Genomic DNA, 22,553 nt, shown 5'->3' on the forward strand with positions numbered 1-22,553 from the left:
CACCAATCAATATCATTGCGATAATGATTTTTAAATTCCGAAAATAATCAGGAAATTTACAGAACTTAATTTTCTGTCAAACCACTGCATTTTAATTGCAAAAAATCATGAATTCATCTGAAAAAGCTCTTAAGGGAAGCTCACGTTTCCAATCTATAAAACTTTGTATTTTTTTTTCAGGACTCTCGGTTTTTGCACAGCTTTATCTTTTCCAGCCGATGCTGCCTATGGCTGCAGAACAGTTTGGGGTATCTGTAGGTGATACTTCCCTGCTGGTATCATCATCTACAATAGGTATGGCATTGGGATTACTGTTTTTTGCTTTTAAAGCCGACAGTTATTCCAGAAAAAATCTCATGGTTTTCTCGTTAATTTCATCTGCAACCTTAACTATTGTTTCTACCTGGATTCCAGACTTAAGCCTCCTTATTGCTATCGGAGTTCTGAAAGGCTTCGTTGTTTCCGGGGTTTCTGCAGTTGCTCTCGCTTATCTTACAGAAGAAGTGGATGCGTTGGTAGTACCAGCCGCCATCAGCATGTATCTCAGTGGCAATACAATTGGAGGAATGAGCGGAAGGATAATGGCTACCTTGTTTGCAGGGGAATTTGGTTGGCGGAATGCTGTTCTTCTGATTGGCATAGAAAGTTTTATTCTCGGTGTTGTATTCTGGAAACTGTTTCCGGAGTCAAAATTTTTCAATCCACAGAAAACGGATTATTATCTTAAGGTAAAACAGATGAAGTTTTTCCTTACCAATCCTTATATGCTTCGCTTATATTGTACCGCAGCATTACTGATGGGAGTTTTTGTAAGCGCTTATAATTACCTTACATTCAGACTGGAAGCAAGCCCTTTTTCATTAAGCCACTTTATCATTGCTTTTATCTTTCTGATGTATATTTTTGGAGTTTTCGGAACGATGATTGTAGGCCGTCTTTCAAGAAAATTTCCTATGAATAGCATTCTGAAGGCTTCTATTCTGTCCATGCTTACCGGAACCTCCCTACTATTATCTGAAAATATTTATATCCTTATTTTCGGACTTGGGCTTTTTACCCTTTCATTTTTCGCTGCACATACCATGGCCAGCCAGATGACAGCTTTGTATTCCAAACGTGGGAAATCTTCAGCCACATCTATCTACTGGCTGTTTTATTATTTTGGCTCAAGCATTCTGGGAAGTGGTACCGGTTATCTGCTTCATGCCTATTCATGGACCGTTTTCATAGCAGTTCTTATGATATCTGTTATAACCGCCCTTCTTCTGACCAATTTTAATACAGCTCCAAAAGCAGGAATAAAAAACTAGTACCACATACATACCACACTCTATATTTCATATTCATGTGATAATTCGCTAATAAACGTACTATTTTAACGTATTATTAAATTTTCATATCGAAAATTTAACCTAATCTTTCCCAAAACACGGCATAACAATACAATGTCGGGCATACTATTTGCTATTTTACCAGAGACCATATCACCATTTAAAGTCAAAATATTATGAACGTAGCAGATCTAAAAATCAAGAACTTGGTTGAGTATAAAAATCAGATTTATACCATTACTGAGATCTTTCAAAATGTCGAACAGGCTTATTTTGTTAAAATTGAAAATGATATTCAAAGTATTTCAGTACCGGCAGCAGCAATCAAACCGATTAAAATAACGGAAGAATGGCTTGAAAAGCTCGGATTTTCAAGGACAGACAGTTCAGACCAGAGTATACGGTATGAAAGACCGGAAGCCTTTATAAAATATGATATAGACTTGAGTTCCAGAAAAATAATGGAAGGACTTAAAATATATGGAAATGCTATAAAATGTAAATACATTCATGAATTTCAGAATATTTTCTCAAGTTTATTCGGAAAAGAAACATCTTTGCATTATGGTTATTTGAAAACAGAATCGTAGTTAAATAGTCCTTAGCTGTTGAAGACCACAATTTATATTGTAAATTGTGGTCTTCTTATATACAATCGATTCATACAATCCCTTAATTTAATATTTACGTAAATTTGTACCTGCCGCTATACGTACAAAATCTAATGATAAATACAGATCCAATCCTTTTACAGCTGATAGAACATTTTAAAGAAATAGTTACCTTAGAAGATAAAGATATTGACTGTATTACTTCCAAATTGGAAATAATACAGCTTAAAAAGAAAGATTTTCTGCTTCGTGAGGGGCAGGTTTCCAGGCATATGAGATTCATTGCAAAGGGAAGCCTGTCTGCTTATCATATTGATGAAAAGGGAAAAGAAAATACCACTCAGCTGGGGATTGAAAACTGGTGGGTAAATGATCTTTACAGCTATCTTAGCGGGCTGCCTTCAAGAATGTTTATTCAGGCTAATGAGGATAGCATTATCATACAGATCAGTAAAAATAATCTGGAACTATTATATAAAGAAGTTGCTGCTGTTTCAGAATTCTGGCGTCTGAAAATGCAGTCTGCCTATGTTACTTTACAGGAAAGAACCTTTGAACATTCCCGTGTTGATGCCTACACCAAATACAGAACATTTGTCACTACTTACCGTAATATCGAGCAGCGTTTTCCTCAATACATGATCGCTTCCTACCTTGGAATAACTGTAGAATATCTGAGCTATCTGAGAAAAAAACACCTGTCTGACGTTTCTTAAGATTTCTTAAGTTTATTCCGTTCCGGCCTGAATAATTTTGCTCACAGAATTTTAATGAGTGAAATATGAAGGCTAAATTTATCGCCATAACAGCTCTTGCATCAGCTTCTATGTGCCTGAATGCACAGAAGATTTCCTATACTCCTGATCTGGTTTTGGGAAACCGTTCCTATACTTATATGCACAATGTCAATTATCAGCTGAATGAGCGGTTGAAATTAAACAATCTTACCCTGTTTGATACAGAATATACCAAGGATAAAGAAAACATATTCTTCATCAGAAATACCCTTTCGTATCATCTTACCAAAAGGCTGAGTGCCAATGCGGCATTTGGAATGAAAAATCCCGGAGCATTTTTCAGTGCTTATCTACAGTACAAAATTATCCGTCCTTCCTATTATCTGTCCTACTCTATAGGAACCACTTATCAGAAAGGATTTTCTCTGGAACAGTCTGTATCTTTTGAGTACACACCTTATCTGACAGAAAATTTCAAGGGATATTTCAGTGTTCTGGCTATTGGAAACCTGGATAACAGCGGATATCCCAGAGGCCTTCAGTTTATAAGACTGGGAGTAAAACAGGATAAAATGATGTACGGACTTGCTTCCAATTTTGATCAGTTTAATAACGGAAAAAAGACCCTGGAAAATATCGGGGCATTTGTAAAATATAACTTTTAAAAATGAAGACGTTCCAACTTTTTTTTAACTATTAAGATGTTAAGATTATGAAGACAGTTTGCTTAAATTTTAAGTCAGAATGGTTCTTAACTATACTTTAATTATTAAAATAACAGATCGTGCTATGAAAATCATAACACGATCTGAATTATTGAATCTAATTATTTTAAATTTTTCTAGACCGCATATTCTACTGAGGCTTCTTTAGCGGCGGCAACCATTGCTATTAAAGCTTTTTCAGTTTCGTCCCAGTGTCTGGTCTTCAGTCCGCAGTCCGGATTTACCCAAAGCTGATTGGCAGGAATTACATTCTGAGCTTTTCTCAGCAGTTCAATCATTTCTTCTTTCGATGGTACTCTTGGTGAATGGATGTCATATACTCCCGGACCAATTTCATTCGGATATTTAAAGTCTGCAAAAGCGTTCAGCAGTTCCATCTGAGAGCGGGAACACTCTATCGTAATCACGTCGGCATCCATATCGGCAATATTTTCAATAATATCATTGAATTCTGAATAGCACATATGCGTATGGATCTGGGTAGCATCTTCCACTCCGCTTGCTGAAATTCTGAAAGCTTCTACAGCCCATTTCAGATAGTCCTGCCAGTCGGTTTTTCTTAATGGAAGACCTTCTCTTATGGCAGGCTCATCAATCTGAATAATTCTGATTCCTGCTTTTTCCAGATCTACCACCTCGTCACGAATAGCCAAAGCAATCTGCTTACACGTTTCTGAACGGGGCTGGTCATCACGGACAAAAGACCACTGCAAAATGGTAACCGGGCCTGTCAACATTCCTTTTACCCATTTTTCAGTCCGGGATTGGGCATATTGGGACCAATAAACCGTCATCGGAGCCGGGCGGGAAACGTCGCCGAAGATCACCGGAGGTTTTACACAGCGGCTTCCGTAGCTTTGTACCCATCCGTTTTTAGTGAATACAAATCCTTCCAACTGTTCTCCGAAGTATTCTACCATGTCGTTACGCTCAAATTCTCCGTGAACCAGTACATCGATACCAATTTCTTCCTGCCAGCCGATTGTTCTATGAGTTTCTTCTTTCAGTAAAGTATCATACTGTTCTGCGGTCAGTTCCCCTTTTTTGAATTTCGCTCTCCAGCTTCTTACCTCTGTGGTTTGCGGGAATGACCCTATTGTAGTGGTTGGGAATAAAGGAAGCTGCAATACTTCCTGCTGTTCTTTTTTACGGATTTTGAAAGGGTTTATTCTCTGAGCATCTTTTTCAGAAACAGCATTTGCTCTTTGCTTTACCTGGTGATTATGAATAAGAGAAGAAGTTCTTCTGCTTTCAATTGCTTTTTTATTTTCTGCGAATGCTTCAAGAATCTGTTCATTTTCTTTTCTGGAAACAAGTTCTTTAAGTGTTACTACTTCTTTTACTTTTTGTTTAGCAAAAGCCAGCCAGCTTTTAATTTCCGGGTTAAGATGGGTTTCAAAATCCAGATCACAAGGTGAATGAAGCAATGAACATGATGGAGCGATCAAAATCCTTTCAGATCCTAATTTTTCAACAGCTTTTGTAATGAAAGACAGCGAATTTTCATAATCATTTTTCCATATATTCCGACCATCAATTACCCCTAATGAAAGGCTTAAATTTTCCGGAATATTATTCAGAATATCATCCAGCTGTTCAGGATTTCTCACCAGATCAACATGCAATATATTCACAGGAAGTGAAACGGCAAGTGATGCATTATCTTTTAATCCGTCGAAATAAGTGGCTACAATAAATTTCAGTTTTGGAAATCGTTTTCTGATTTCGGCATACACAGAATGATAGGTCTCTTTGGCTTTTTCAGTTAAATCTAATGCCAGAAAAGGTTCATCAAACTGAATCCATTCTGCACCCTGCTCCTGAAGCTTGGTTAAAATCTCTATATAGACTGGAAGAATATTTGCGGCCAGATCCAGCTTATCAAATCCTTCTTCTTTTTCTTTTCCTAATAGCAGATAAGAAACCAGCCCGATAATAACCGGTTTCGCATTGATTCCAGCTTGTTTTGCTCCTGCAAATTCATTGAAAATTTTATCTGAACTCAGCTTAAACTGTTGGTTTTTATAAAATTCCGGAACGATGTAATGATAGTTGGTATCGAACCATTTGGTCATTTCCATGGCAGTAATATCCAATCCGTCTTTCTGATAGCCTCTTGCCATGGCAAAATAAAGATCAAGCTCAGTATTGTTTTTTTTAAGCACTACTTCATGATACCGTGCAGGAATTGCTCCTACCACAAGGCTCATATCCAATACCTGATCATAGTATGAAAAATCATTGCATGGGATAAGATCTATCCCTGCTTCTTTCTGGATATTCCAGTTTTGGGTACAGATAGTTCTTCCGGTGTTCAAAAGTTCTTCCAGAAGGATTTTACCTGACCAATACTGCTCGCAGGCTTTTTTGAGTTCTCTTTTGCTACCAATACGCGGATAGCCAAGGATGTGAGTTTGCATTTTTTTAAACTTTTTAATTAAACTTATTGTGAAAGTCCTTTAAAATGCTTCGTTATGTTTTTGCGGAGGAAATTTCAGGAAATAATGATATAGCAGGCAATGCATTTCCAATTGAGAGAAAATACATATCTGATATATCATCTGTATGACCCAAAAGCTTCAGCCCGCGAAAGCATTGTCAATTCAGTAAAGGCAGGTCTCCTGACTTGTAACAGTTTCCGTCATCCTTCCCGTTTTTGGCAGTGGATATGCAAGGACAGAAACTTTTGGCATGTTACTTACAGTTGCGCGACAGCTCGTGATTTGCACACGATTCCCTATTAATCTACCTTAAGTAAAACCTTTCCTGTTTGATGAAGTATCTGCAAAGAACTGTACTTTTACCTCTAACAAAGATTATCAGTAAAAGTTTTTAATTTTGTGTAAAATTAGGAATACCGAATAAAAATACAATTCACAATAAATAATTAAGCAAATTAAACTTTTAAAAATAAAATTAAGAGCATATAATTCTGTAGATTTGACTGTTTTAATCATTTAAAAGAATAATATTCTGTGGAACAACTCGATAATAAGGATTTACAGCTGCTCAGGCTGCTCCAGAAAAATGCAAAATTGACCGTTAAGGAACTTGCAAAAGAAGTGAACCTTTCTACCTCTCCGGTTTTTGAAAGGGTAAAAAGGCTTGAACAGGAAGGTTTTGTCAAAAGGTATGCAGCCATTCTCGATGCTGAAAAACTGAACCGCGGATTTACGGTTTTCTGCCAGATCAAGCTCAAAATTCACGACCGGTCTGTAGGCTATGATTTTGTAAAAGAAATTTTAGAAATTGAAGAAGTTGCCGAATGTTACAATATTTCCGGAGATTTTGATTTCCTTCTGAAAGTTCAGGTAAGAGATATGAAACATTATCAGGATTTTGTATTTAACAAGCTGGGATCTGTAGATTCTATAGGCAGCACTCACAGTACTTTTGTGATGGCTGAGGTAAAAAACAACTATGGATTAACAATATAATTAAATTTATATTAGGGCTTCATTATAAGAATAAAACACCGCCAGATAATGACAGGTCTTATATTGTTTTGAAGCCTCCCTTAGGTTAATTAGCTGCCGGATCAATCATTTCTTCTGTAAGTCCTAATGATTTTAAAAGGTTTTTGCTGTCGAAAAATAATGTTGCATAATGTTTTCCTTTTTTAAAAACCAGTTTTGATCCATCTGGAAATTCACTGTCTGCTGCTAATTTCTGTGTTTTGGCATTGTACTTCCTGAACTTCGTTTTACTGTCCTGTAATGTACTTTTATTCAGAACAAGACCAAAAGGAAGTCCCTCAACAATTACAGGTTTATTATCTGAAGCAACAAAAAACATCTCATTCACAGTATTATCTTTTCCCAAGCTGCAATAAAGTTCCAGCCCTGTTTTAATGGGCCATTTGGCATATTTTTCTTCATTGGCATCTTCATAAAAGATGGCTTTTACGTTCAACGCTTTTGAGATTTTATCAGGAGCTTGCGGGAATATAAATTCTGAATTTCTATCCAATAAAGAACCCAAAGCGGCTGTTTTTTGTGAAAATACAGTCACACTTACTACCAGAAAAAGTATGGTTGCAATAAAATTGAATGGTTTTTTCTGCATGAGAATATTATAAAATTTTAAGGATTTGATGGTTAAAGGTATTAAAATTTTGGATACAGCCTCATTTTAAGCAATTCTTACACATTGTATTTCTGTTTTTTACTATTTTCTTTCCTGCAAATTGAATACGGTGCCGGCAGGATCGGTAATCCAGTGCATATTTTCAGGAAGTTCTTCAATTTCGTCACAGGTTTCCATACCGTTTGACAGCAGATATTGTGTAGCGGCTTCTACATCGGGTACGGTGAGCTGAAGCCATGTTTCAGAATGAGTGTAATTGTCTACACAATCCAGCCATATCATATTATGTCCAAATTTTACTTCATGTGTTCTGGAAACAGTGGGATTTTGTATTGGTTTTTCCTCAACCTCCAATTTTAAAATATCCCGGTAAAAAGCAACTGTTTTTTCGTATTTATTTTTGGGAATTTTTATAGCAATATTAATTCCTGCTTCAAATTTTGTATTCATTTTGTAGATTTTGAACGTTATAAATAGATTTCAACCCTCTAATGGCCTTAATTATTTCAAAAAGCCATTCAGATAGTTTAGAATCATTGCCGTCTGCATCATCAGACTTACATGGGTTTGCCCCGGAGCAATAGCCAACTGAGATTTTGGCATTGCACCCATGTCTGCAAAAACGTCACCTCCCAATAATTTATAGGTTTTTGTAAGTTCTGTTTTATCCAGTCCATCATTATCACCGGCTATAATTAAAACCGGTACCGGAATTTTAGAAACATTATCATCGCCAAGGTCGAAAAGCTGTCCGGCAGAAGCCATCATCTGCTCCAGAAATTTAGGCCATTTTGTTTTATCAGGTGCTACAGCATTGTAGGCGGTATGCATGGGACTGTTTGTAAAGAGTTCAGGCTTCATTCCTTCCAGGGCTTTATTCACTTCAGGCAGCCAGCCTTGGGTTTTATAGGTTGATGAGATAATAACCAGTTTGCTAAGTTTTTCCGGACTTTGTATAGCCATCTGATAGGCCACTTCTCCTCCAAAACTGTAGCCTGCAACATCTGCTTTATCAATTTTCAGATAGTCCATTACCTTTGTTACATCACTGGCCAAAGTAGCATGTGATAATTTCCTTTCGGAAAAAGGAGTATGTCCATGTCCCTGTAATTCAAGTGCAATTACTTTTCTGTTTTTAGACAATTCCGGGATCAGCTCCCCCCAATTCATATCGATTGTCATAAAGGCACCATGTAGCAAAACAAGAGGTTTTCCTTCGCCATAGACTTCGTAGTAGACTTTGATGCCATTAACAGGTGCATAACCGCTTTCAGCAGGTTTTATTTTTTGTCCATATACCTGAGAGTTGGCAAGAATAATAATGAAGAACAATACTGCTGAGAATCTAAATAAACTTTTCATCATATAAGATTTAGAGGATTAATATTAAGTCAAAGTTACCAATCCGATCGGAAAACGGACTTGTCACAGGACAAGATTTTATGAAAATGAGAGAACTCTTTGGGAAGCCGTTTCAAAGCTTACGCAAAAAAAATAATTTTACTTAGTTTTATGAAATAAACATAAAAAATACTGCAATTGAAAAAATAAAATAAATATTTTTTTTAATAATTCTACGATAGTTGATAAAATTTCATTAATTTCGAATTAAGCTAAACGTAAAAATTATTATGAAAAATTTAAAGAAAATCGAAAGACAGGAACTGAAAACAATTAAGGGGGGAATTGACTGCAGAGGCGGTCAGCTATGTTTAATTGGTGGTAAGTGGCAATGTATGCCTTACGACGGATGTGGTGGCGGAAACCAGCCTTAATTTTAAGTTTAACGCAATTACTTGACTATGAAAAATTCTAAAAAAATTTCAAGAGACCAATTGAAAAGTATTAATGGCGGAGCAGCAACCTGCTCTGAAGCGTGTTGCCCACCCCCGGAAATCAAAAGATGCCCTTGGGTGTATTGTGTAGCGCCATGTGAGATTTTAAGCTAAGAGAAGAATCTATTCTCATACTAAGCCCTGTAATTTTGCGAATTGCAGGGCTTTTTATTGCTAGTTACTAATGTAAAAAAACCCTTAAATCAATTGATTTAAGGGTTTTTTAGCGGAGAGTGAGGGATTCGAACCCCCGGACCTGTTACAGTCAACAGTTTTCAAGACTGCCGCAATCGACCACTCTGCCAACTCTCCTTTAACTCCGGTAATACCGTTGTTTTCAGTGGTGCAAATATAGAAAGTTTTTTATTACTGACAAAATATTTCTTCAATAAAATTCGGATTTCCGGAGTTTTAAAGAGACAGTTCTGTTCCCAGCAAAAGAAAATATGAATATTAAGAACTCAACATCAAACATTTAGATACACACATGAAACATTTCTACTTCACTAATTTTTTTTAAATAATTTTATAAGATTCAGACAGATATATAATTCTGCTCTGTGATGGATTTCATATTTTATTATGGCTAAAGTCTCATCTGATCATCAATGGTTTCAGTAAATATGGTTATTTCTCTTATTTTCCCCATAATAATCAAGGAATGACCGGACAATTTTTATTTCCATATCTCCCGCTTTAGCTTCTTCTGTAAAGTGAGTGTAAGAAATCTAATAATATCTGGTTTAAGGTTAAAAAAATCCCCAATATGTGAGTCCATAATTTGGAAGCTTATTAAATAAGCAATATTTTAGTTAAAAAATAACCATGATGAAAATAGGAATATGTTTGTGTATTATTATGTCAGCATTTAACAATATCACGGCTCAATCTGCAAAAATTGATACTGAAAAGCTTCTTGAATATTATGAAACACAACGTTATGCTGATGCTGCCCAATATCTTCAGACCATATATTCCGGAGATACACAGGATATAAAGGCTCTTTCACAAATAGCTTATTGTCATATGATGGCCGGAAAACTTCCGGAAGCTGAGAAAAGTTATCTGAAAATAAACACTCTTCAACCCAATAATCTCCCTACTTTATTCAGTTTGGCCAGTATTAATTCCAGACGGGGAAATGCTTCTAATGCCAGGAATTATCTTCAGCAGATCATTCAAATTGACAGTCTTAATTTCAATGCTTATAAACAGCTTGCTATCTATGCAGAAACGCCTGAATCTAAACTTAATTATCTCAAAAAAGCCAATGCCCTTAATTCTACCGACCCTGATGTGGCTTATGATCTTTCCATTACCTACAGCGGTCTCAAACAATATCTGCCTGCTTATGATGTATTGAAAACAGCGATTGCTGCCGATACTGAAAATTTCACTTTACAGCAGGCTCTGCTACCTGTTGCCAATCAGTTAACCAAGTATCCGGAAGTAATTGAAATTGGTGAAAAGCTCCTGAAAAATCATGCTGATGTTAATGTAATGAACGATATGGGACAGGCTTATTTTTATATAAAAGATTATCAGAAATGCATTATGCTTTACAAAATGCTGGAAGATATGGGAGTACAAAATGAAGGCACATTATATTTTATGGCACTGAGCTATCGTGAACTGAAAGATTATAACAATGCTGCAATCTATGCGCAAAAGACTATTGATGAAGCTATTTCAGACCATACCAATCTTTACTATGCTGCGCTGGCAGGCATTTATGAAGCTAAAAACCAGTATAATGAGGCTTTAACCGCTTATAAAAAGGGATTGACTTTTGGGATCAGCAATATTATTTATTACCGTTTAGGACTTCTGTATGATCTCAACCTGAAACAGCCTAAGAATGCAGCAATATACTATCAGATGTACCTCAAAAATAATCCTGACCAGGAAAAGGAAAAAGACCAGATTGCCTATGCAAAAGGAAGAATGCTTGTCCTAAAATAATACAAAAAATAATGCAGAATTTTGTGACGAGAAGTCATTTTATATCCATGATGTTTATGATGTGTGTCTGGAAGAGGCCGGATTGCTCATCATGGTATTGAAAATATAATATAACCGAGCATTATAGATTTTATCCCGGCACTTATTATGTTTATTATTAAAAGTAAGTATACAAAAGCTAAATTATCATATAACAATATAATAGCCTCAGAAAAACGAAAACCCTTGCCGTTTGGTAAGGGTATATCATTGTTATGTCATTGCAAAGCTTTCTATATTACTCCTGCATAATCTTTTGAACTTCATTAAACTCTTTTTCAATCACATCATCTGGCTTATAAGTGAATAAAGAAACGATCACATTGGTTAATAAAGAAAGTGTAAACCCGGGAATGATTTCGTACCAGTCTTTCAGTGGATGCTGAAGATAGACCCAGGCTAATACAGTAATTCCTCCTACCATCATTCCGGCAAAACCTCCCTGCCATGTTGCCTTTTTCCATAAAAGAGACAGCAGGATCAATGGTCCGAATGCAGAACCAAAGCCAGCCCATGCATTTCCAACAAGATTAAGAATACTATCCTTAGGGTTGAGGGATAAAAGTACCGCAATGACCGCTACAAGTAAAACAGAAAGTCTGCTCGCCATTAATAATTGCTTAGAAGTTGCTTTTTTATTCAGAAAAGCTTTATAAATATCTTCTGTTAATGAGCTTGAAGTTACCAATAACTGAGAAGAAATAGTACTCATTACCGCTGCCAGAATTGCTGTAAGTAAAAACCCCGCAATAAACGGATGGAATAATATACGGGAGAAATAAATGAAAATAGTTTCTGCTTCCGTCTTTGATCCGTCAAATTTCAACATCATAGTCATGTCGAACTTTTGCAGATAAGCGATTCCTACCAATCCTATGGCCAAGGCTCCGGCAACAGTAAAGACCATCCATGTAATTCCTATACGTCTTGCTTTGATCAGATCTTTTGGTTTATCAATGGCCATAAAACGTACCAGAATATGGGGCTGCCCACAGTATCCTAATCCCCATGCCAATAAAGAAACAATACTTACGGTTGTTGTTCCTCTGAACAAATCCAGATATTTTGGATTTTTTGCTTCAATCAGAGAGAATGTCTCTCCCACGCTTCCGATCTGGGTAATCGCTACAATCGGAACAATCACCAATGCCAGTACCATGATGGTGCCTTGTACAAAATCAGTAAGACTTACTGCCAGAAATCCGCCTAGAAATGTATACAGTACTACGACCAGACTTGTCAGGAGTAAGCCTGCCGTATAATCCATTCCGAAAGCGGATTCGAATAGTTTTCCTCCGGATACCATTCCTGCAGAAGTGTACAGGGTAAAAAATACCAGAATGAAAACAGACGACGTGATCTTCAGAAGCTGATTTTTATTTTTAAATCTGTTTTCAAAAAATACAGGTAACGTAATGGCATTCTGTGCCACCTCCGTATAAATTCTGAGTCTTGGTGCTACAATAATATAATTGAGATAAGCACCAATGGTTAGCCCTATCGCAATCCAGGAGCTTGAAATTCCGGACAGATACATTGCTCCCGGAACTCCCATCAAAAGCCAGCCGCTCATATCAGCCGCTCCCGCAGACAATGCTGTTACGGCAGCTCCCATTTTTCGGCCGCCAATTAGAAATTCTTCTGAATTACTTGTTGATTTTCTATAAGAATATATGCCTATACCTATCATTAGTAACAGATACAACCCCACAGAAATCCCTTCATATACTTGCATATCATTATTTTTACGAAGCCGAATATACTTTTTTTTTGAAAAAGAGTGAATTTTCTTCTATCACTAAAATCTCATGAAAAGTCTAAAAAACCAGAAAATCAATAAAACTTTAAGACATTAAAAACAATAAAACCAAAGATAAACGAAATTCATTCTCACATCCCAATTATTAAATATCCACTTACGAAAAAACTACTTATTGCCGGTTTTAAACCTGATAAGAAACTTCTCATCTTTCAGGAGATACCCTTCTTTAGAAATAAAGCCTTTATTGGTAAGTATAAACTCATACTCTTTATTGGGTTTAAGATCTACTAATACCAGCAAAGTTTTATTATTGTTTTCCATCCCTGCTATTCATAAGATCCAGCTTTCCGGAGTAATCATTTGTTTTTTGGATGCTGTCATAAGCCACCCAAAAGTTATCAATATCTGAAGTAAAAATCCTGGTTGATTTTTGTGAAAAAGCAGTTGCAAATACGAGTGAAAAAATAATGGTAGTAAAACGTTTCATGGTTATTTTAATACAGCAATTATACATACAATTATTGTATTTTACAAATATCTTTTACCTTATAAACACTATAGATTTTAAAAGAACTGAAGATAAAATCATATCATAATAACTCAAAAAAACGGAGCTAAAATTGGTGCCTTATCATTTATTTATATTAATTCCAAATAATTTTAATTCTTTCCATTTTTTTGTCATAAATATTTAATACTTTAGCTTAATAATTTGAACGAATGGGAATAATCCTTAAACCAATTGATATTGTAGATGACATTTCACAAGAAGATTTCCGTGAAAAATATCTAAAGCCATGTAAGCCAGTGGTAATCAGAAATATGGCAAGAAAGTGGCCCGCCTATCAAAAATGGACGATGGATTACATGAAAGAAGTAGTAGGCGACGTTGAAGTTCCCCTTTATGACAGTGCCAAAGCAGATCCTGCCGCCCCTATCAATACTCCGACTACGAAAATGCCCTTCCGTGATTATGTGGACCTTATTCAGAGAGAGCCTACTGATCTGAGAATTTTCTTCTTTGATCCTATAAAATTTGCCCCCAAACTCTTGGACGACTATGTTCCGCCAAAAAACCTTATGGGTGGATTTTTAGATAAATATCCAAGTATGTTTTTCGGAGGTAAAGGTTCTGTAACTTTCCTTCATTACGATATCGACATGCCACATATTTTCCACACTCACTTCAATGGAAGAAAACATGTCCTTCTGTTTGAATACAAATGGAAAACACGTCTGTATAAGCTTCCTTATGCCACCTATGCACTGGAAGATTATGATATTTCCAATCCTGATTTTGAGAAATTCCCGGCATTGGATGGTATAGAAGGAATTGAGTGTTTCCTGGAGCATGGAGATACTTTATTCATGCCTACAGGTTGGTGGCACTGGATGAAATATCTGGATGGATCTTTCTCTATTTCACTGCGTGCATGGGATAAAAGCTGGGCTGTAAAGGCACATTCTCTTTGGAATCTTGCCGTTCAGCGTAATTTTGATAATTTTATGAAAGGTCGATACAAAAAAAGGTATATGGACTGGAAAGAAAGAAAAGCCGTAGAAAAGGCCCATATTGCTTTAAAAAAAGGACTTCCGAAATAGTGATACGCTTTTTTAGATAATAAATGAGTGGATGATTTAACATGAGTCATCCACTTTTTTATTATGTTTTAAGATGTAATACAAAAATTAGTTAAATTGCAAAAACGTTCCCTTAATATCCTTCTATATGTTTGAAAAGTTGATTGATAGTTTTGAAAAGCTGTGCCTGCAGATTATTATTGAAATATTGCTGGTTCCCGTAACCATCTTCAAATTGTTTCACGATCCCCGTCGCTGCTATGATTTGTCTGTTCACGAGATGGAAAAAGAAGAGACTGAACGCTTTCACGACTTCCTCTCTCCTATCAAACTTTCTGTTTATACCTCTGTGATTGTTTCGGTACTTTTAATGGATTATGGTGGTCAGCACAATATTATTTCCAAAATCAAAGGGCTAAGCATGGTAGAAAAAGCGCTCTTTATATTTTTGATGAATAATATTACTGCGGTAGTATTTACTGTTGTTATATTATGGTATAAAAAAGAAAAAGTGAATACAGTCACCTTCCGGACGTTATTATTTTCTTTTATTTATACAACGGTGTATACATCTACCCCTCTTTTTATATTAATCAGCTCGGCTATGTTTCTGGGACAAACTATGAATGTAGATGCTTATGTTGACAACCTGGGTAAGATAAAAAACCATGGAACAAGAGATTATATATTTTTTACGGCTTTTCTGGTTTTTATCATCATTGCAATTATCGGGATTTTCAAGCTTTTCAAAGCTTTACACTATATCCTCAAGAATAATTTCAGCTACCACCCTTATATTCTATGGTTTTTTACAGTACTTTTCTTCGTCGTTCAGCTTTATTATACCATGGTATTTATTTAAAATTAATGTATTTTCAAACATACCAGTCTGTTTATTTCTACATTTGTAAAAAGTTTATAACATGCCCAAACCTCGCGAAAGAATAGTAAGCAATGCTATGGTGTTCTTCCATAGACAAGGTTACAACAATACGGGGATTAATCAAATTATTGACAAAGCTAATGTATCCAAGGCCAGTTTCTACCAGTATTTTAAATCTAAAAATGAACAGCCAGCTTTACAGATCGAATGAATTGATAAAAAATGTAAAATAATTGTACAGGATTTACTGAACGCCTCCCATTAATCCTTCATATATGCACATTCCGGATCTTCACTTTTTCTTGAAAACTGACCTTCATTTATTGGTTGAGGTTACTTATCCTGCTAAAACAATCCTGCTTGAAGAAGGAAAAGTTTCAGAAAAAATGTTCCTAGTAAAAAACGGAGCGTTAAGAGTATTTTTCTATCAGGACGGAAAAGAACTTACCTTGGATTTTATAACAGAAAACCAGGCTGTTTCATCTTTTGACAGCTTCCTGAATGGCATTCCATCTGATTTTGTAATTGAAACTCTGGAATCAACTACCGTTTACGAATTACACACTGAAAACTTTCACAGGCTCATGGAAAATCAGGAATTCCAGCATACTTTTCAGCCGCTTTTTTACCAACGTTTCAGTGAAATCAATAAACGGCTGATCTCTTTTATCAGAGATTCTCCCCAGAAAAGGTATCAACAGCTTCTCAAAAACAGACCGGAGCTTCTTCTGCGCTTTCCACAACATTATATTGCCTCTTATCTTGGCATTACAAGTGTTTCATTAAGCAGAATACGCAACCGCAGATAATTTCTTTACAATTGTTATCGTTCAGTCATTCATCTGTAAGGTAATTTTGCTTAAAAATAATAAAGTTATGAAACATTTTATCCGGCAGGTATTTAAAGAAGTATTAGAAAACCCTGTATTTGATGAATTATTAATTGAAAAATATTTTTCAAAGGAATACATTCAGCTTGTAGACCATTCTCAACTGAACTATGAAGAATTTGTTCTGCACATCAAAAAACTCAAAGAAAAAGTAACTGAACAAAAACTTGAGATCATTAACTATGCGGAAAACGGTACTGTAATATTTACCAACCACATCGCAAAATCCACACTAAAAGACGGAAGTAAGGTGGTACATAAAGTATTGGCGGAATTTACCATCCAAAATCATCAGATTATACGATGTGATGAATTGACTTTACTTGTAGAAGGAAATCATACTGAAAAGGATTTAGGATCCGAAAAATAAATGACAGCTCTACTACCCTTCAGTATTGCTTTTCTATATTAACAATTCTTAAGAAAACCTTAATTTTCTCTTCAACACATTCACCAAACAGAGGTCTAATTTTGTTGTGATTTTTATGTAAAATATTAAAAGTAAAGAAAATTTTTACATCTGCTTTATTTTGTGCCTCTGTTTTTTTATATGCCCAAACCGGTTCTTTGTCCGGAAATATCAATGACCACTCAAAAATCGCTCTGCCAGACGCCAGGATTTCCAACGAATAAAACCAGTATCATCACTCAGAATCCTATCGTTTCAAAAGGATAAAGAACAAAAAGGCTCAAAAACATGTTCTTGATGTTTTCAATGCAAAACTTTGTAGATAAAAGGTAAATGTGCTGCAGTAAGCAGACTAAGATAAAAATCGGATCTTGTAACAGGATGTTTTTTTTCTTTAACTGACTTTTCCGGCAGGTCTTTTCGATAAAAACATACAAACCTATGGAAAACAGGTAAAGGAGAATATTAGCCATCAGACTGAATATGATCCATTCCCGCCATGAAAACTGCCAAAATATCTGTAAATAAACGGAAAGTTCTGCCTGGATAAAATTCATAAGTCCTTCATCCTTCTGCTTGATGATATAAAGGTATGAATTTCACCGTAAAATCATCCGATAAAGTACATTTCTGATCTTATTTCTGTCTTGCTTTTCTTCTGAGCTCCCGCAGTCTTGACGTGAGTTTTTTTCTCAAATCGTTATGATAGGCGCGGTAATTTTTAATGCTGTTTTCCAGATTTTTTTTGTTAAGCAGATATTCTTCATACAGATGACCCAGCTCTGAAATCTGTGTAATCACCTCCGAAGGCTGGCTTTCAGGGTCTTCCGCTGCTTCTATCAGCAGACGGTAATATTCAATACGGCTGGTCAGGTTCATGTGAAGTTTTGGTTCTATTCCCTGCATGATTTTATGATTTTATTGTGTTTCTGAATAGGTAAAAGGGTAAAAAAATTTATACTTTTACTATTCGATATATTATTTTACTTTTGAGTTTGGTTAAAATTTTCTTTTTCTGCCCTTTCTATCCGCATTACTGCTGCATCATAACCGGAGGCACATCACTCTGAAATAAAATTTTGATATTTCCATTCTTTTCGTGAGCTGGCAATTTGAAATATCCTCCGTTCAGAACAGAAGAGATAAGAGTTTCATTGGGATCTCCCAAAGGTAATAATGGCAGACCGGCAAATTCATTGATACTGATCTGCGGGGAAATTCCACTGCTGTATTCGCCTTCTCCGCTGGCATTAAATACTTTATAAATCACCGGATGAATCTGCCAGGAAATTTTTCTGGGTTTACGCCTGTCTTCCACTACAAATCCTGCCATATCTTTCCCCAGTGTAGTATCTCCTATTTGAATTACCTGCATGTATGGTTTCAGATTGTTCACCACAATTTCGGCTGCAGAGGCTGTACTGTTTGATGTGAGGATGAATACTTTCTGTAATCCTAATGCATTGGCGCGTAAGGTTGCAAAGTCCAAAGCTTTGGGATCATAAGTAATCTGTTGGGCAAATGTTCTTTTTACTTCGCCTCCGTTTTTATTTCCTTTAAAAATGATGAATGATGAGCCGGAGGATAATCCTGAAGGAATAAGTGAGCAGAGTGCTGCGGCAGAGGATACTGAACCTCCGTAATTGTACCGGAGATCCAGAATTAATTCCTTTACTCCGGCAGCTTTCAATTCCCCAAACTTTTGGTACAAAGTCTGCGTCATTCCGTCCGGAAAATCATAGATGTACAGATAGCCCACTTTTTTACCGTTTTTTTCAAAAATTTTAGATAAAACAGGTTGTTCAAAAGAGAAACCATAGTAAACAGTAATGTTTTTTTCCTCTGCAATGCCTCCGTTTTGCCACTTTCCAACGGTAAGTTCTACAACGGTCTGATCTTTAATGGATGAAGCCATTGCTTCAGCATTCGCGGCAGTCATTGCTTTTCCATTCACTTTGGTAATGATCATTCCTCTTTCCAGCCCGGAATTAAAAGCCGGAGAATTTTGAAGCACCAGCTTAATTACAGTAACCACTTCATTATTGGCAAGCTGAACAACCGTGTAATCAAAACCGTACATATTCCTTATAGATCGTGGATAGGAAGAAGAATCTTCAGTATTTACCATGAAAGAAAACCGATCCTCGGAAGACAGCAGAGTTTTGAAAAAATCTTTTACGGGAAGCTTATAATCCGGCTTTGCTGGCATCTGATCTGCCCAGTAATAGTATCTTTTCATACTGTCCTGAACCCATAGATTCACAGATTCTGTACTTCCCTCAGGAAAAACAGGTACGCTTTCTTCATTAGTATTCGTACACGAAATGAGAAAGACAGCAATAGCAATACATTGAAGTTTTAAAAAATTTTTCATACGTAATTACAGATATTCTACTACATCGATATCTCCTTTTACCACCCATTCTCCATTTTCCATTTTTTCCTGAAGAACAATCATATTGGCACCTGTGTGTTGTTTTATTTTCACCTGAATCATTTTAGATCCTGCGTAAGGCTCTGTAGTTCCCGGCTTGTATAACTCAAGGTATACAGGAGCTGTTGAACTGAAAAAACTATAGATTTTCACTGCAGTAAAATTGTCTTTCCCAATGCTGTCAAACTCAGCAAGCACTACTCCGTTTTCTCTTTTCAGAACACCTTTTACATCTTTAAGTGAGGTTCCGGAAAATTCGCCAAGATTGGGAAAAATAAATTCAAAACCTACTTTCCCGAAGTTCACCTGCGGTTTTACAGCATAGGTCTGCAGATAAATTCCCGGAAGATTAAAAAAGTAGAGGTCTTTATAATCATTTATATTGTCATATGTAATATTGTATTTTGCAATTTCAGTACCTGTTTCATTGTTATAGACAGATAGTTTATTGGTTTCTCCCTGATCCAGAACAAACTGAAGCTGGGTTTCAATTTTGTTGGTATAAGAAGTTTTACCATCTATAGATACAGGTTGTCCGTTGAACCTCAGCTGAAGAACATCAGGTTTGGAAAATCCTTTGATATTAACCTCTCCGGGTTTCTGTACTTTATCATACAACTCCATTGTATTGTTGTCTGTACATGAAAAAAGTACGGTGAAAAATAGTAGCAATGCGAAGATTTTATTCATCTTTCTTTAATTATTTCATTGTAAAACTTAAAAATATTGCCCAACCCGTGAGCCGGGCAATATATAATTATAAAAAAACTAGTTGGATATGTTCTGGATAGTATTTTTTCAACTCCTATCCATTATTGTATTTTAAATTTCTGGTGTTTCTAGAATCAGTTTCTAAGGCCAGAAAAATTATTTTTTAATAAACTTCAGTCTTTCCGTAGTCTTTCCGTCTGTAATTTCTGCAATATAATGCCCTGCAGTAAGCCCTGCCACATGGATAACCCCGGAATACTGAGTGGTAAGTACTTTCTGCCCTGCTGCATTATAAATATTCACTGCAGTTGTATTTTCTTTCAATGCCGGATTAAGCTGCAGGTGTAAAGATTCTTTTACCGGGTTTTCTGCTATTTGTGTTACAATTTTGTTTCTTTTTACATCCTTAGTTCCCAAAAATGAAGTAGCATAAATTCCTATTTCATCAATATTAATGTTCTGAACGTTATTTCCGCTTGTTTTTCTGTTTGACCACATTCCGATATAGATCTTTTTCCCGGCAAAAGCAGAAAGATCTACAAGGGACTGTACAAACTGGGTAAGATCCGCCGGAAAAGGATTGGCTGAATCACCTACCTGTATTTTGTAAATACTCTGAACGTCATTTCCATCTGCATCTACTGTCATCGCCTGGAAATCCGATAGCGTAGGAACTTCTTTCTGCGGTGTGCTTACATAGATAAAAAGCTCTCTGGCAACAATAGTATGAGTAGATCTCTGTCTTCCGATATTTGCCGCCAGGGTAATAGTCCCGGTAGTATTGGTAAGATCAATCTGAGGAGAAATAATCCAGTCATTTTCTGTAGTAAATCCGTTAGCATTTCCAGTGGGAACCGAATTGATAGAATGGCGGAGAACTCCGGCAGTTCCATAGGCCAGGGTAGTTCCGTTATGATAGATATTCTGTCCCTGTACCCATCCGTTGCCATTGTTGTTCAGGTCATGAAAGGTCCATCCCTGCAGATCGGCAGGAGTATCAAAAGAATTACCCCATACCAGAGACTGTGCTGCAGCCAGTTGGGATAAAAACAGAACAGATGATAAAATTATTTTTTTCATAATGCTGATGATTAAAATTTTTGAGATAAAAGCAAGGAATCAGCGTGTGCTGTTCCCTGCTTTTTAAAAGTTTTTATTATTCTACAATGGAGAAATTGTATTTTGTCCAAAGTCCCTGGAAGTTTCCACAGTTTCTTGGAGATACATTCCAACCACCTTCGTTGAAGAAAGGCTGGCTCATCCCCCAAAGAGATGCAGGAGTACCAGTCGCCAGATTAGCTGCAGGGATTCCTGCCGTACCTGTACCTGTAACTGAAGTAGTAAATCCGTGGATCTGGATGGTGCTGTATGCTGAAGCTGAAGAAAGTTCAGAACCTGTACCTTCTACTTTGATTCCCACAGGATAACCTGTTACCACAGCGTTATTTAATGTTAATCTTCCGTGTCTTCTGATATGGATACCGTTTTCATATAAAACGCCTTTAGAAGAATTCTTAGCACCGATAATAGTAAGGTTGTTGATCACCGGATGAGTCAGCAATGTTGTAGAAGAACCGTCTGCATTATTATCAAGCTCGATACCGTTAGAATCCGGGCTTGCTCCGCTAAGACTGTGTGTAGAGTTGTAATCTGCCAAAGCTAATGCACAAGTAATGGTTCCTGTATATCCGTTATCGAAGTCGAAGTTATCATCATCAGCTGCAAAAGAAACCAGGTTTGAAGCGTTTACCGTTCCTCCGAAGAATTCAAAAGAATCATCTTTTCCGAAAGATACCTGAATATGATCCAGAGTAGTTCCGTTTCCTACTCCTCCTAACGTAAGACCGTTGATTTCGTTACCTGAATTCGGAGCTAAAAGATCATATCCTGCAAACTCGATACGTACATATTTCAATGTTCCCCCGTTATGAGAAGCATTGGTACCTCCGTAATAGAAATCAGGACCTGATAATCCTTCAATTGTTTTTGTGAATGGGGTGTTTGTAGGCGCATCACCTAATATAACAACCCCTCCGAAATCACCAGGAGCGGCTGTTGTATCTTCGTTTCCGTCTAACAATTTGTAGCTGGTGAAAATAATAGGCTGAGCTTCTGTACCTGCTGCGTTGATTTTTCCTGTTTTAGCAATAACCAAAACTCCTGTAGCTGTATTGTTTGCGCTTGGCTTGGCTTTAATGAATGTACCCGGCTGAATTGTTAATGTAGCACCATTTTTTACGGTTACAATTCCATCTAATTCAACTACTCCGCTCCATGTAGTATTTGAAGTAATAGCACCACTTACGGTAGTTACCGGAAGAGCAGAAGCTGTAAGGTACTCAGCAGAAGTAGATTTCATTTCGAATGGAGAAGATGCATCTGCCAGTTGATCGTTTTGACAAGCTGTAAGAGATAATGCTGCCACTGCAATTAGAGTTAGTCTTTTCATTGTTATAATTTTTAATAAATCCGGTTGTGTTGTTTTATACCAGATCAGTTTTTTATTCAGGAATATCTTCCTCTCTATTCCTTCGATTTGTTTTTTGGTGTTCATCCC

At 36.4% G+C, this 22,553-nt stretch carries 25 protein-coding genes, 1 tRNA gene and 1 riboswitch; of the genes, 13 read left to right on the forward strand and 13 right to left on the reverse strand.

Going from position 1 to position 22,553, the window contains the following annotated elements:
* Positions 1 to 107 precede the first annotated feature (107 nt).
* The 4 genes from C8D70_RS17610 (at position 108) to C8D70_RS17625 (ending at position 3,344) form a co-directional block, all read left to right on the forward strand.
* On the forward strand, positions 108 to 1,310 hold the full coding sequence (locus tag C8D70_RS17610; RefSeq protein WP_110368172.1) for an MFS transporter: 1,203 nt from the start codon (positions 108 to 110) through the stop codon (positions 1,308 to 1,310).
* Positions 1,311 to 1,507: 197 nt separating this feature from the next.
* Positions 1,508 to 1,921 carry a hypothetical protein gene (locus C8D70_RS17615; protein WP_110368173.1) on the forward strand — a complete coding sequence of 138 codons (414 nt, stop codon included), beginning with the start codon at positions 1,508 to 1,510 and terminating at the stop codon, positions 1,919 to 1,921.
* Positions 1,922 to 2,055: 134 nt separating this feature from the next.
* Entirely contained in the window at positions 2,056 to 2,658 is a 603-nt protein-coding gene (locus C8D70_RS17620) for a Crp/Fnr family transcriptional regulator (protein ID WP_181416155.1), read from the forward strand.
* 65 nt (positions 2,659 to 2,723) lie between these two features.
* Positions 2,724 to 3,344, forward strand: a complete 621-nt coding sequence (locus tag C8D70_RS17625) for a hypothetical protein (protein WP_110368174.1) — start codon at positions 2,724 to 2,726, stop codon at positions 3,342 to 3,344.
* Positions 3,345 to 3,520: 176 nt separating this feature from the next.
* On the opposite strand, the gene metE is transcribed toward C8D70_RS17625, so the two are convergent.
* Complete coding sequence (gene metE / locus C8D70_RS17630; protein WP_110368175.1) at positions 3,521 to 5,824, reverse strand: 5-methyltetrahydropteroyltriglutamate--homocysteine S-methyltransferase; 2,304 nt, start codon at positions 5,822 to 5,824, stop codon at positions 3,521 to 3,523.
* Between the two features lie 173 nt (positions 5,825 to 5,997).
* A riboswitch (cobalamin riboswitch) is annotated at positions 5,998 to 6,184 on the reverse strand.
* A gap of 195 nt (positions 6,185 to 6,379) precedes the next feature.
* Between metE and C8D70_RS17635 the strand changes: the two genes are divergently transcribed.
* Positions 6,380 to 6,841, forward strand: coding sequence for an Lrp/AsnC family transcriptional regulator (locus tag C8D70_RS17635; protein WP_076594441.1), 462 nt, complete (start codon positions 6,380 to 6,382; stop codon positions 6,839 to 6,841).
* 85 nt (positions 6,842 to 6,926) lie between these two features.
* Here the strand turns inward: C8D70_RS17635 and C8D70_RS17640 are convergent, their stop codons facing one another.
* The 3 genes from C8D70_RS17640 to C8D70_RS17650 form a co-directional block, all read right to left on the reverse strand.
* Positions 6,927 to 7,469, reverse strand: a complete 543-nt coding sequence (locus C8D70_RS17640; protein ID WP_110368176.1) for a hypothetical protein — start codon at positions 7,467 to 7,469, stop codon at positions 6,927 to 6,929.
* 102 nt (positions 7,470 to 7,571) lie between these two features.
* The gene (locus C8D70_RS17645; RefSeq protein ID WP_076594439.1) at positions 7,572 to 7,940 is read right to left on the reverse strand and encodes a VOC family protein; all 369 of its coding nucleotides are present in this window, start codon (positions 7,938 to 7,940) and stop codon (positions 7,572 to 7,574) included.
* 51 nt (positions 7,941 to 7,991) lie between these two features.
* Positions 7,992 to 8,852, reverse strand: a complete 861-nt coding sequence (locus tag C8D70_RS17650) for an alpha/beta fold hydrolase (protein WP_110368230.1) — start codon at positions 8,850 to 8,852, stop codon at positions 7,992 to 7,994.
* A 269-nt stretch (positions 8,853 to 9,121) separates the two neighbouring features.
* Between C8D70_RS17650 and C8D70_RS20900 the strand changes: the two genes are divergently transcribed.
* Complete coding sequence (locus C8D70_RS20900; RefSeq protein ID WP_002980068.1) at positions 9,122 to 9,265, forward strand: bacteriocin-like protein; 144 nt, start codon at positions 9,122 to 9,124, stop codon at positions 9,263 to 9,265.
* A gap of 27 nt (positions 9,266 to 9,292) precedes the next feature.
* Entirely contained in the window at positions 9,293 to 9,439 is a 147-nt protein-coding gene (locus C8D70_RS21340) for a bacteriocin-like protein (RefSeq protein WP_410493433.1), read from the forward strand.
* Positions 9,440 to 9,552: 113 nt separating this feature from the next.
* Here the strand turns inward: C8D70_RS21340 and C8D70_RS17655 are convergent.
* Positions 9,553 to 9,637 (reverse strand) — tRNA-Ser (locus C8D70_RS17655).
* Between the two features lie 513 nt (positions 9,638 to 10,150).
* Here C8D70_RS17655 and C8D70_RS17660 point away from each other — a divergent pair.
* Positions 10,151 to 11,287: a tetratricopeptide repeat protein gene (locus C8D70_RS17660; RefSeq protein WP_110368177.1), complete on the forward strand. Its 1,137-nt coding sequence runs from the start codon at positions 10,151 to 10,153 to the stop codon at positions 11,285 to 11,287.
* A gap of 277 nt (positions 11,288 to 11,564) precedes the next feature.
* On the opposite strand, the gene putP is transcribed toward C8D70_RS17660, so the two are convergent.
* The 3 genes from putP to C8D70_RS17670 form a co-directional block, all read right to left on the reverse strand.
* Positions 11,565 to 13,061 (reverse strand): sodium/proline symporter PutP, encoded by a 1,497-nt coding sequence (gene putP, locus C8D70_RS17665; protein ID WP_110368178.1) that lies wholly within the window; start codon positions 13,059 to 13,061, stop codon positions 11,565 to 11,567.
* Positions 13,062 to 13,253: 192 nt separating this feature from the next.
* Positions 13,254 to 13,409, reverse strand: coding sequence for a hypothetical protein (locus C8D70_RS20905; protein WP_181416157.1), 156 nt, complete (start codon positions 13,407 to 13,409; stop codon positions 13,254 to 13,256).
* Positions 13,396 to 13,575 (reverse strand): hypothetical protein, encoded by a 180-nt coding sequence (locus C8D70_RS17670; RefSeq protein ID WP_146212900.1) that lies wholly within the window; start codon positions 13,573 to 13,575, stop codon positions 13,396 to 13,398. Before C8D70_RS17670 ends, C8D70_RS20905 begins: the two co-directional genes overlap by 14 nt.
* A 233-nt stretch (positions 13,576 to 13,808) precedes the next feature.
* Here C8D70_RS17670 and C8D70_RS17675 point away from each other — a divergent pair, with 233 nt between their 5' ends.
* The 5 genes from C8D70_RS17675 to C8D70_RS17695 all read left to right on the forward strand — a co-directional run bounded on the left by C8D70_RS17675 (position 13,809) and on the right by C8D70_RS17695 (position 16,812).
* Positions 13,809 to 14,690, forward strand: coding sequence for a cupin-like domain-containing protein (locus C8D70_RS17675; protein ID WP_076594435.1), 882 nt, complete (start codon positions 13,809 to 13,811; stop codon positions 14,688 to 14,690).
* Positions 14,691 to 14,817: 127 nt separating this feature from the next.
* The gene (locus C8D70_RS17680; protein ID WP_110368180.1) at positions 14,818 to 15,531 is read left to right on the forward strand and encodes a hypothetical protein; all 714 of its coding nucleotides are present in this window, start codon (positions 14,818 to 14,820) and stop codon (positions 15,529 to 15,531) included.
* Positions 15,532 to 15,592: 61 nt separating this feature from the next.
* Positions 15,593 to 15,763 (forward strand): TetR/AcrR family transcriptional regulator, encoded by a 171-nt coding sequence (locus C8D70_RS17685; RefSeq protein WP_228402404.1) that lies wholly within the window; start codon positions 15,593 to 15,595, stop codon positions 15,761 to 15,763.
* A 64-nt stretch (positions 15,764 to 15,827) separates the two neighbouring features.
* On the forward strand, positions 15,828 to 16,361 hold the full coding sequence (locus tag C8D70_RS17690) for a Crp/Fnr family transcriptional regulator (protein ID WP_076594433.1): 534 nt from the start codon (positions 15,828 to 15,830) through the stop codon (positions 16,359 to 16,361).
* Between the two features lie 67 nt (positions 16,362 to 16,428).
* Positions 16,429 to 16,812 (forward strand): hypothetical protein, encoded by a 384-nt coding sequence (locus C8D70_RS17695; RefSeq protein WP_110368181.1) that lies wholly within the window; start codon positions 16,429 to 16,431, stop codon positions 16,810 to 16,812.
* 675 nt (positions 16,813 to 17,487) lie between these two features.
* Here C8D70_RS17695 and C8D70_RS17710 read toward each other — a convergent pair.
* From C8D70_RS17710 to C8D70_RS17730, 5 genes are all read right to left on the reverse strand, one after another.
* Positions 17,488 to 17,757, reverse strand: a complete 270-nt coding sequence (locus C8D70_RS17710) for a hypothetical protein (RefSeq protein WP_062670440.1) — start codon at positions 17,755 to 17,757, stop codon at positions 17,488 to 17,490.
* 127 nt (positions 17,758 to 17,884) lie between these two features.
* Positions 17,885 to 19,225, reverse strand: a complete 1,341-nt coding sequence (locus C8D70_RS17715) for a S41 family peptidase (protein WP_110368183.1) — start codon at positions 19,223 to 19,225, stop codon at positions 17,885 to 17,887.
* 6 nt (positions 19,226 to 19,231) lie between these two features.
* A complete protein-coding gene (locus tag C8D70_RS17720; protein WP_228402402.1) occupies positions 19,232 to 19,975 on the reverse strand; it encodes a hypothetical protein in 744 nt (247 codons plus the stop codon).
* 177 nt (positions 19,976 to 20,152) lie between these two features.
* Entirely contained in the window at positions 20,153 to 21,076 is a 924-nt protein-coding gene (locus tag C8D70_RS17725; protein ID WP_110368184.1) for a T9SS-dependent choice-of-anchor J family protein, read from the reverse strand.
* Positions 21,077 to 21,152: 76 nt separating this feature from the next.
* Entirely contained in the window at positions 21,153 to 22,445 is a 1,293-nt protein-coding gene (locus C8D70_RS17730; RefSeq protein WP_110368231.1) for a hypothetical protein, read from the reverse strand.
* Between the last annotated feature and the right edge of the window lie 108 nt (positions 22,446 to 22,553).

It is taken from the genome of Chryseobacterium sp. CBTAP 102 (genome assembly GCF_003201365.1).
Taxonomy (GTDB): Bacteria; Bacteroidota; Bacteroidia; order Flavobacteriales; family Weeksellaceae; genus Chryseobacterium; species Chryseobacterium candidae.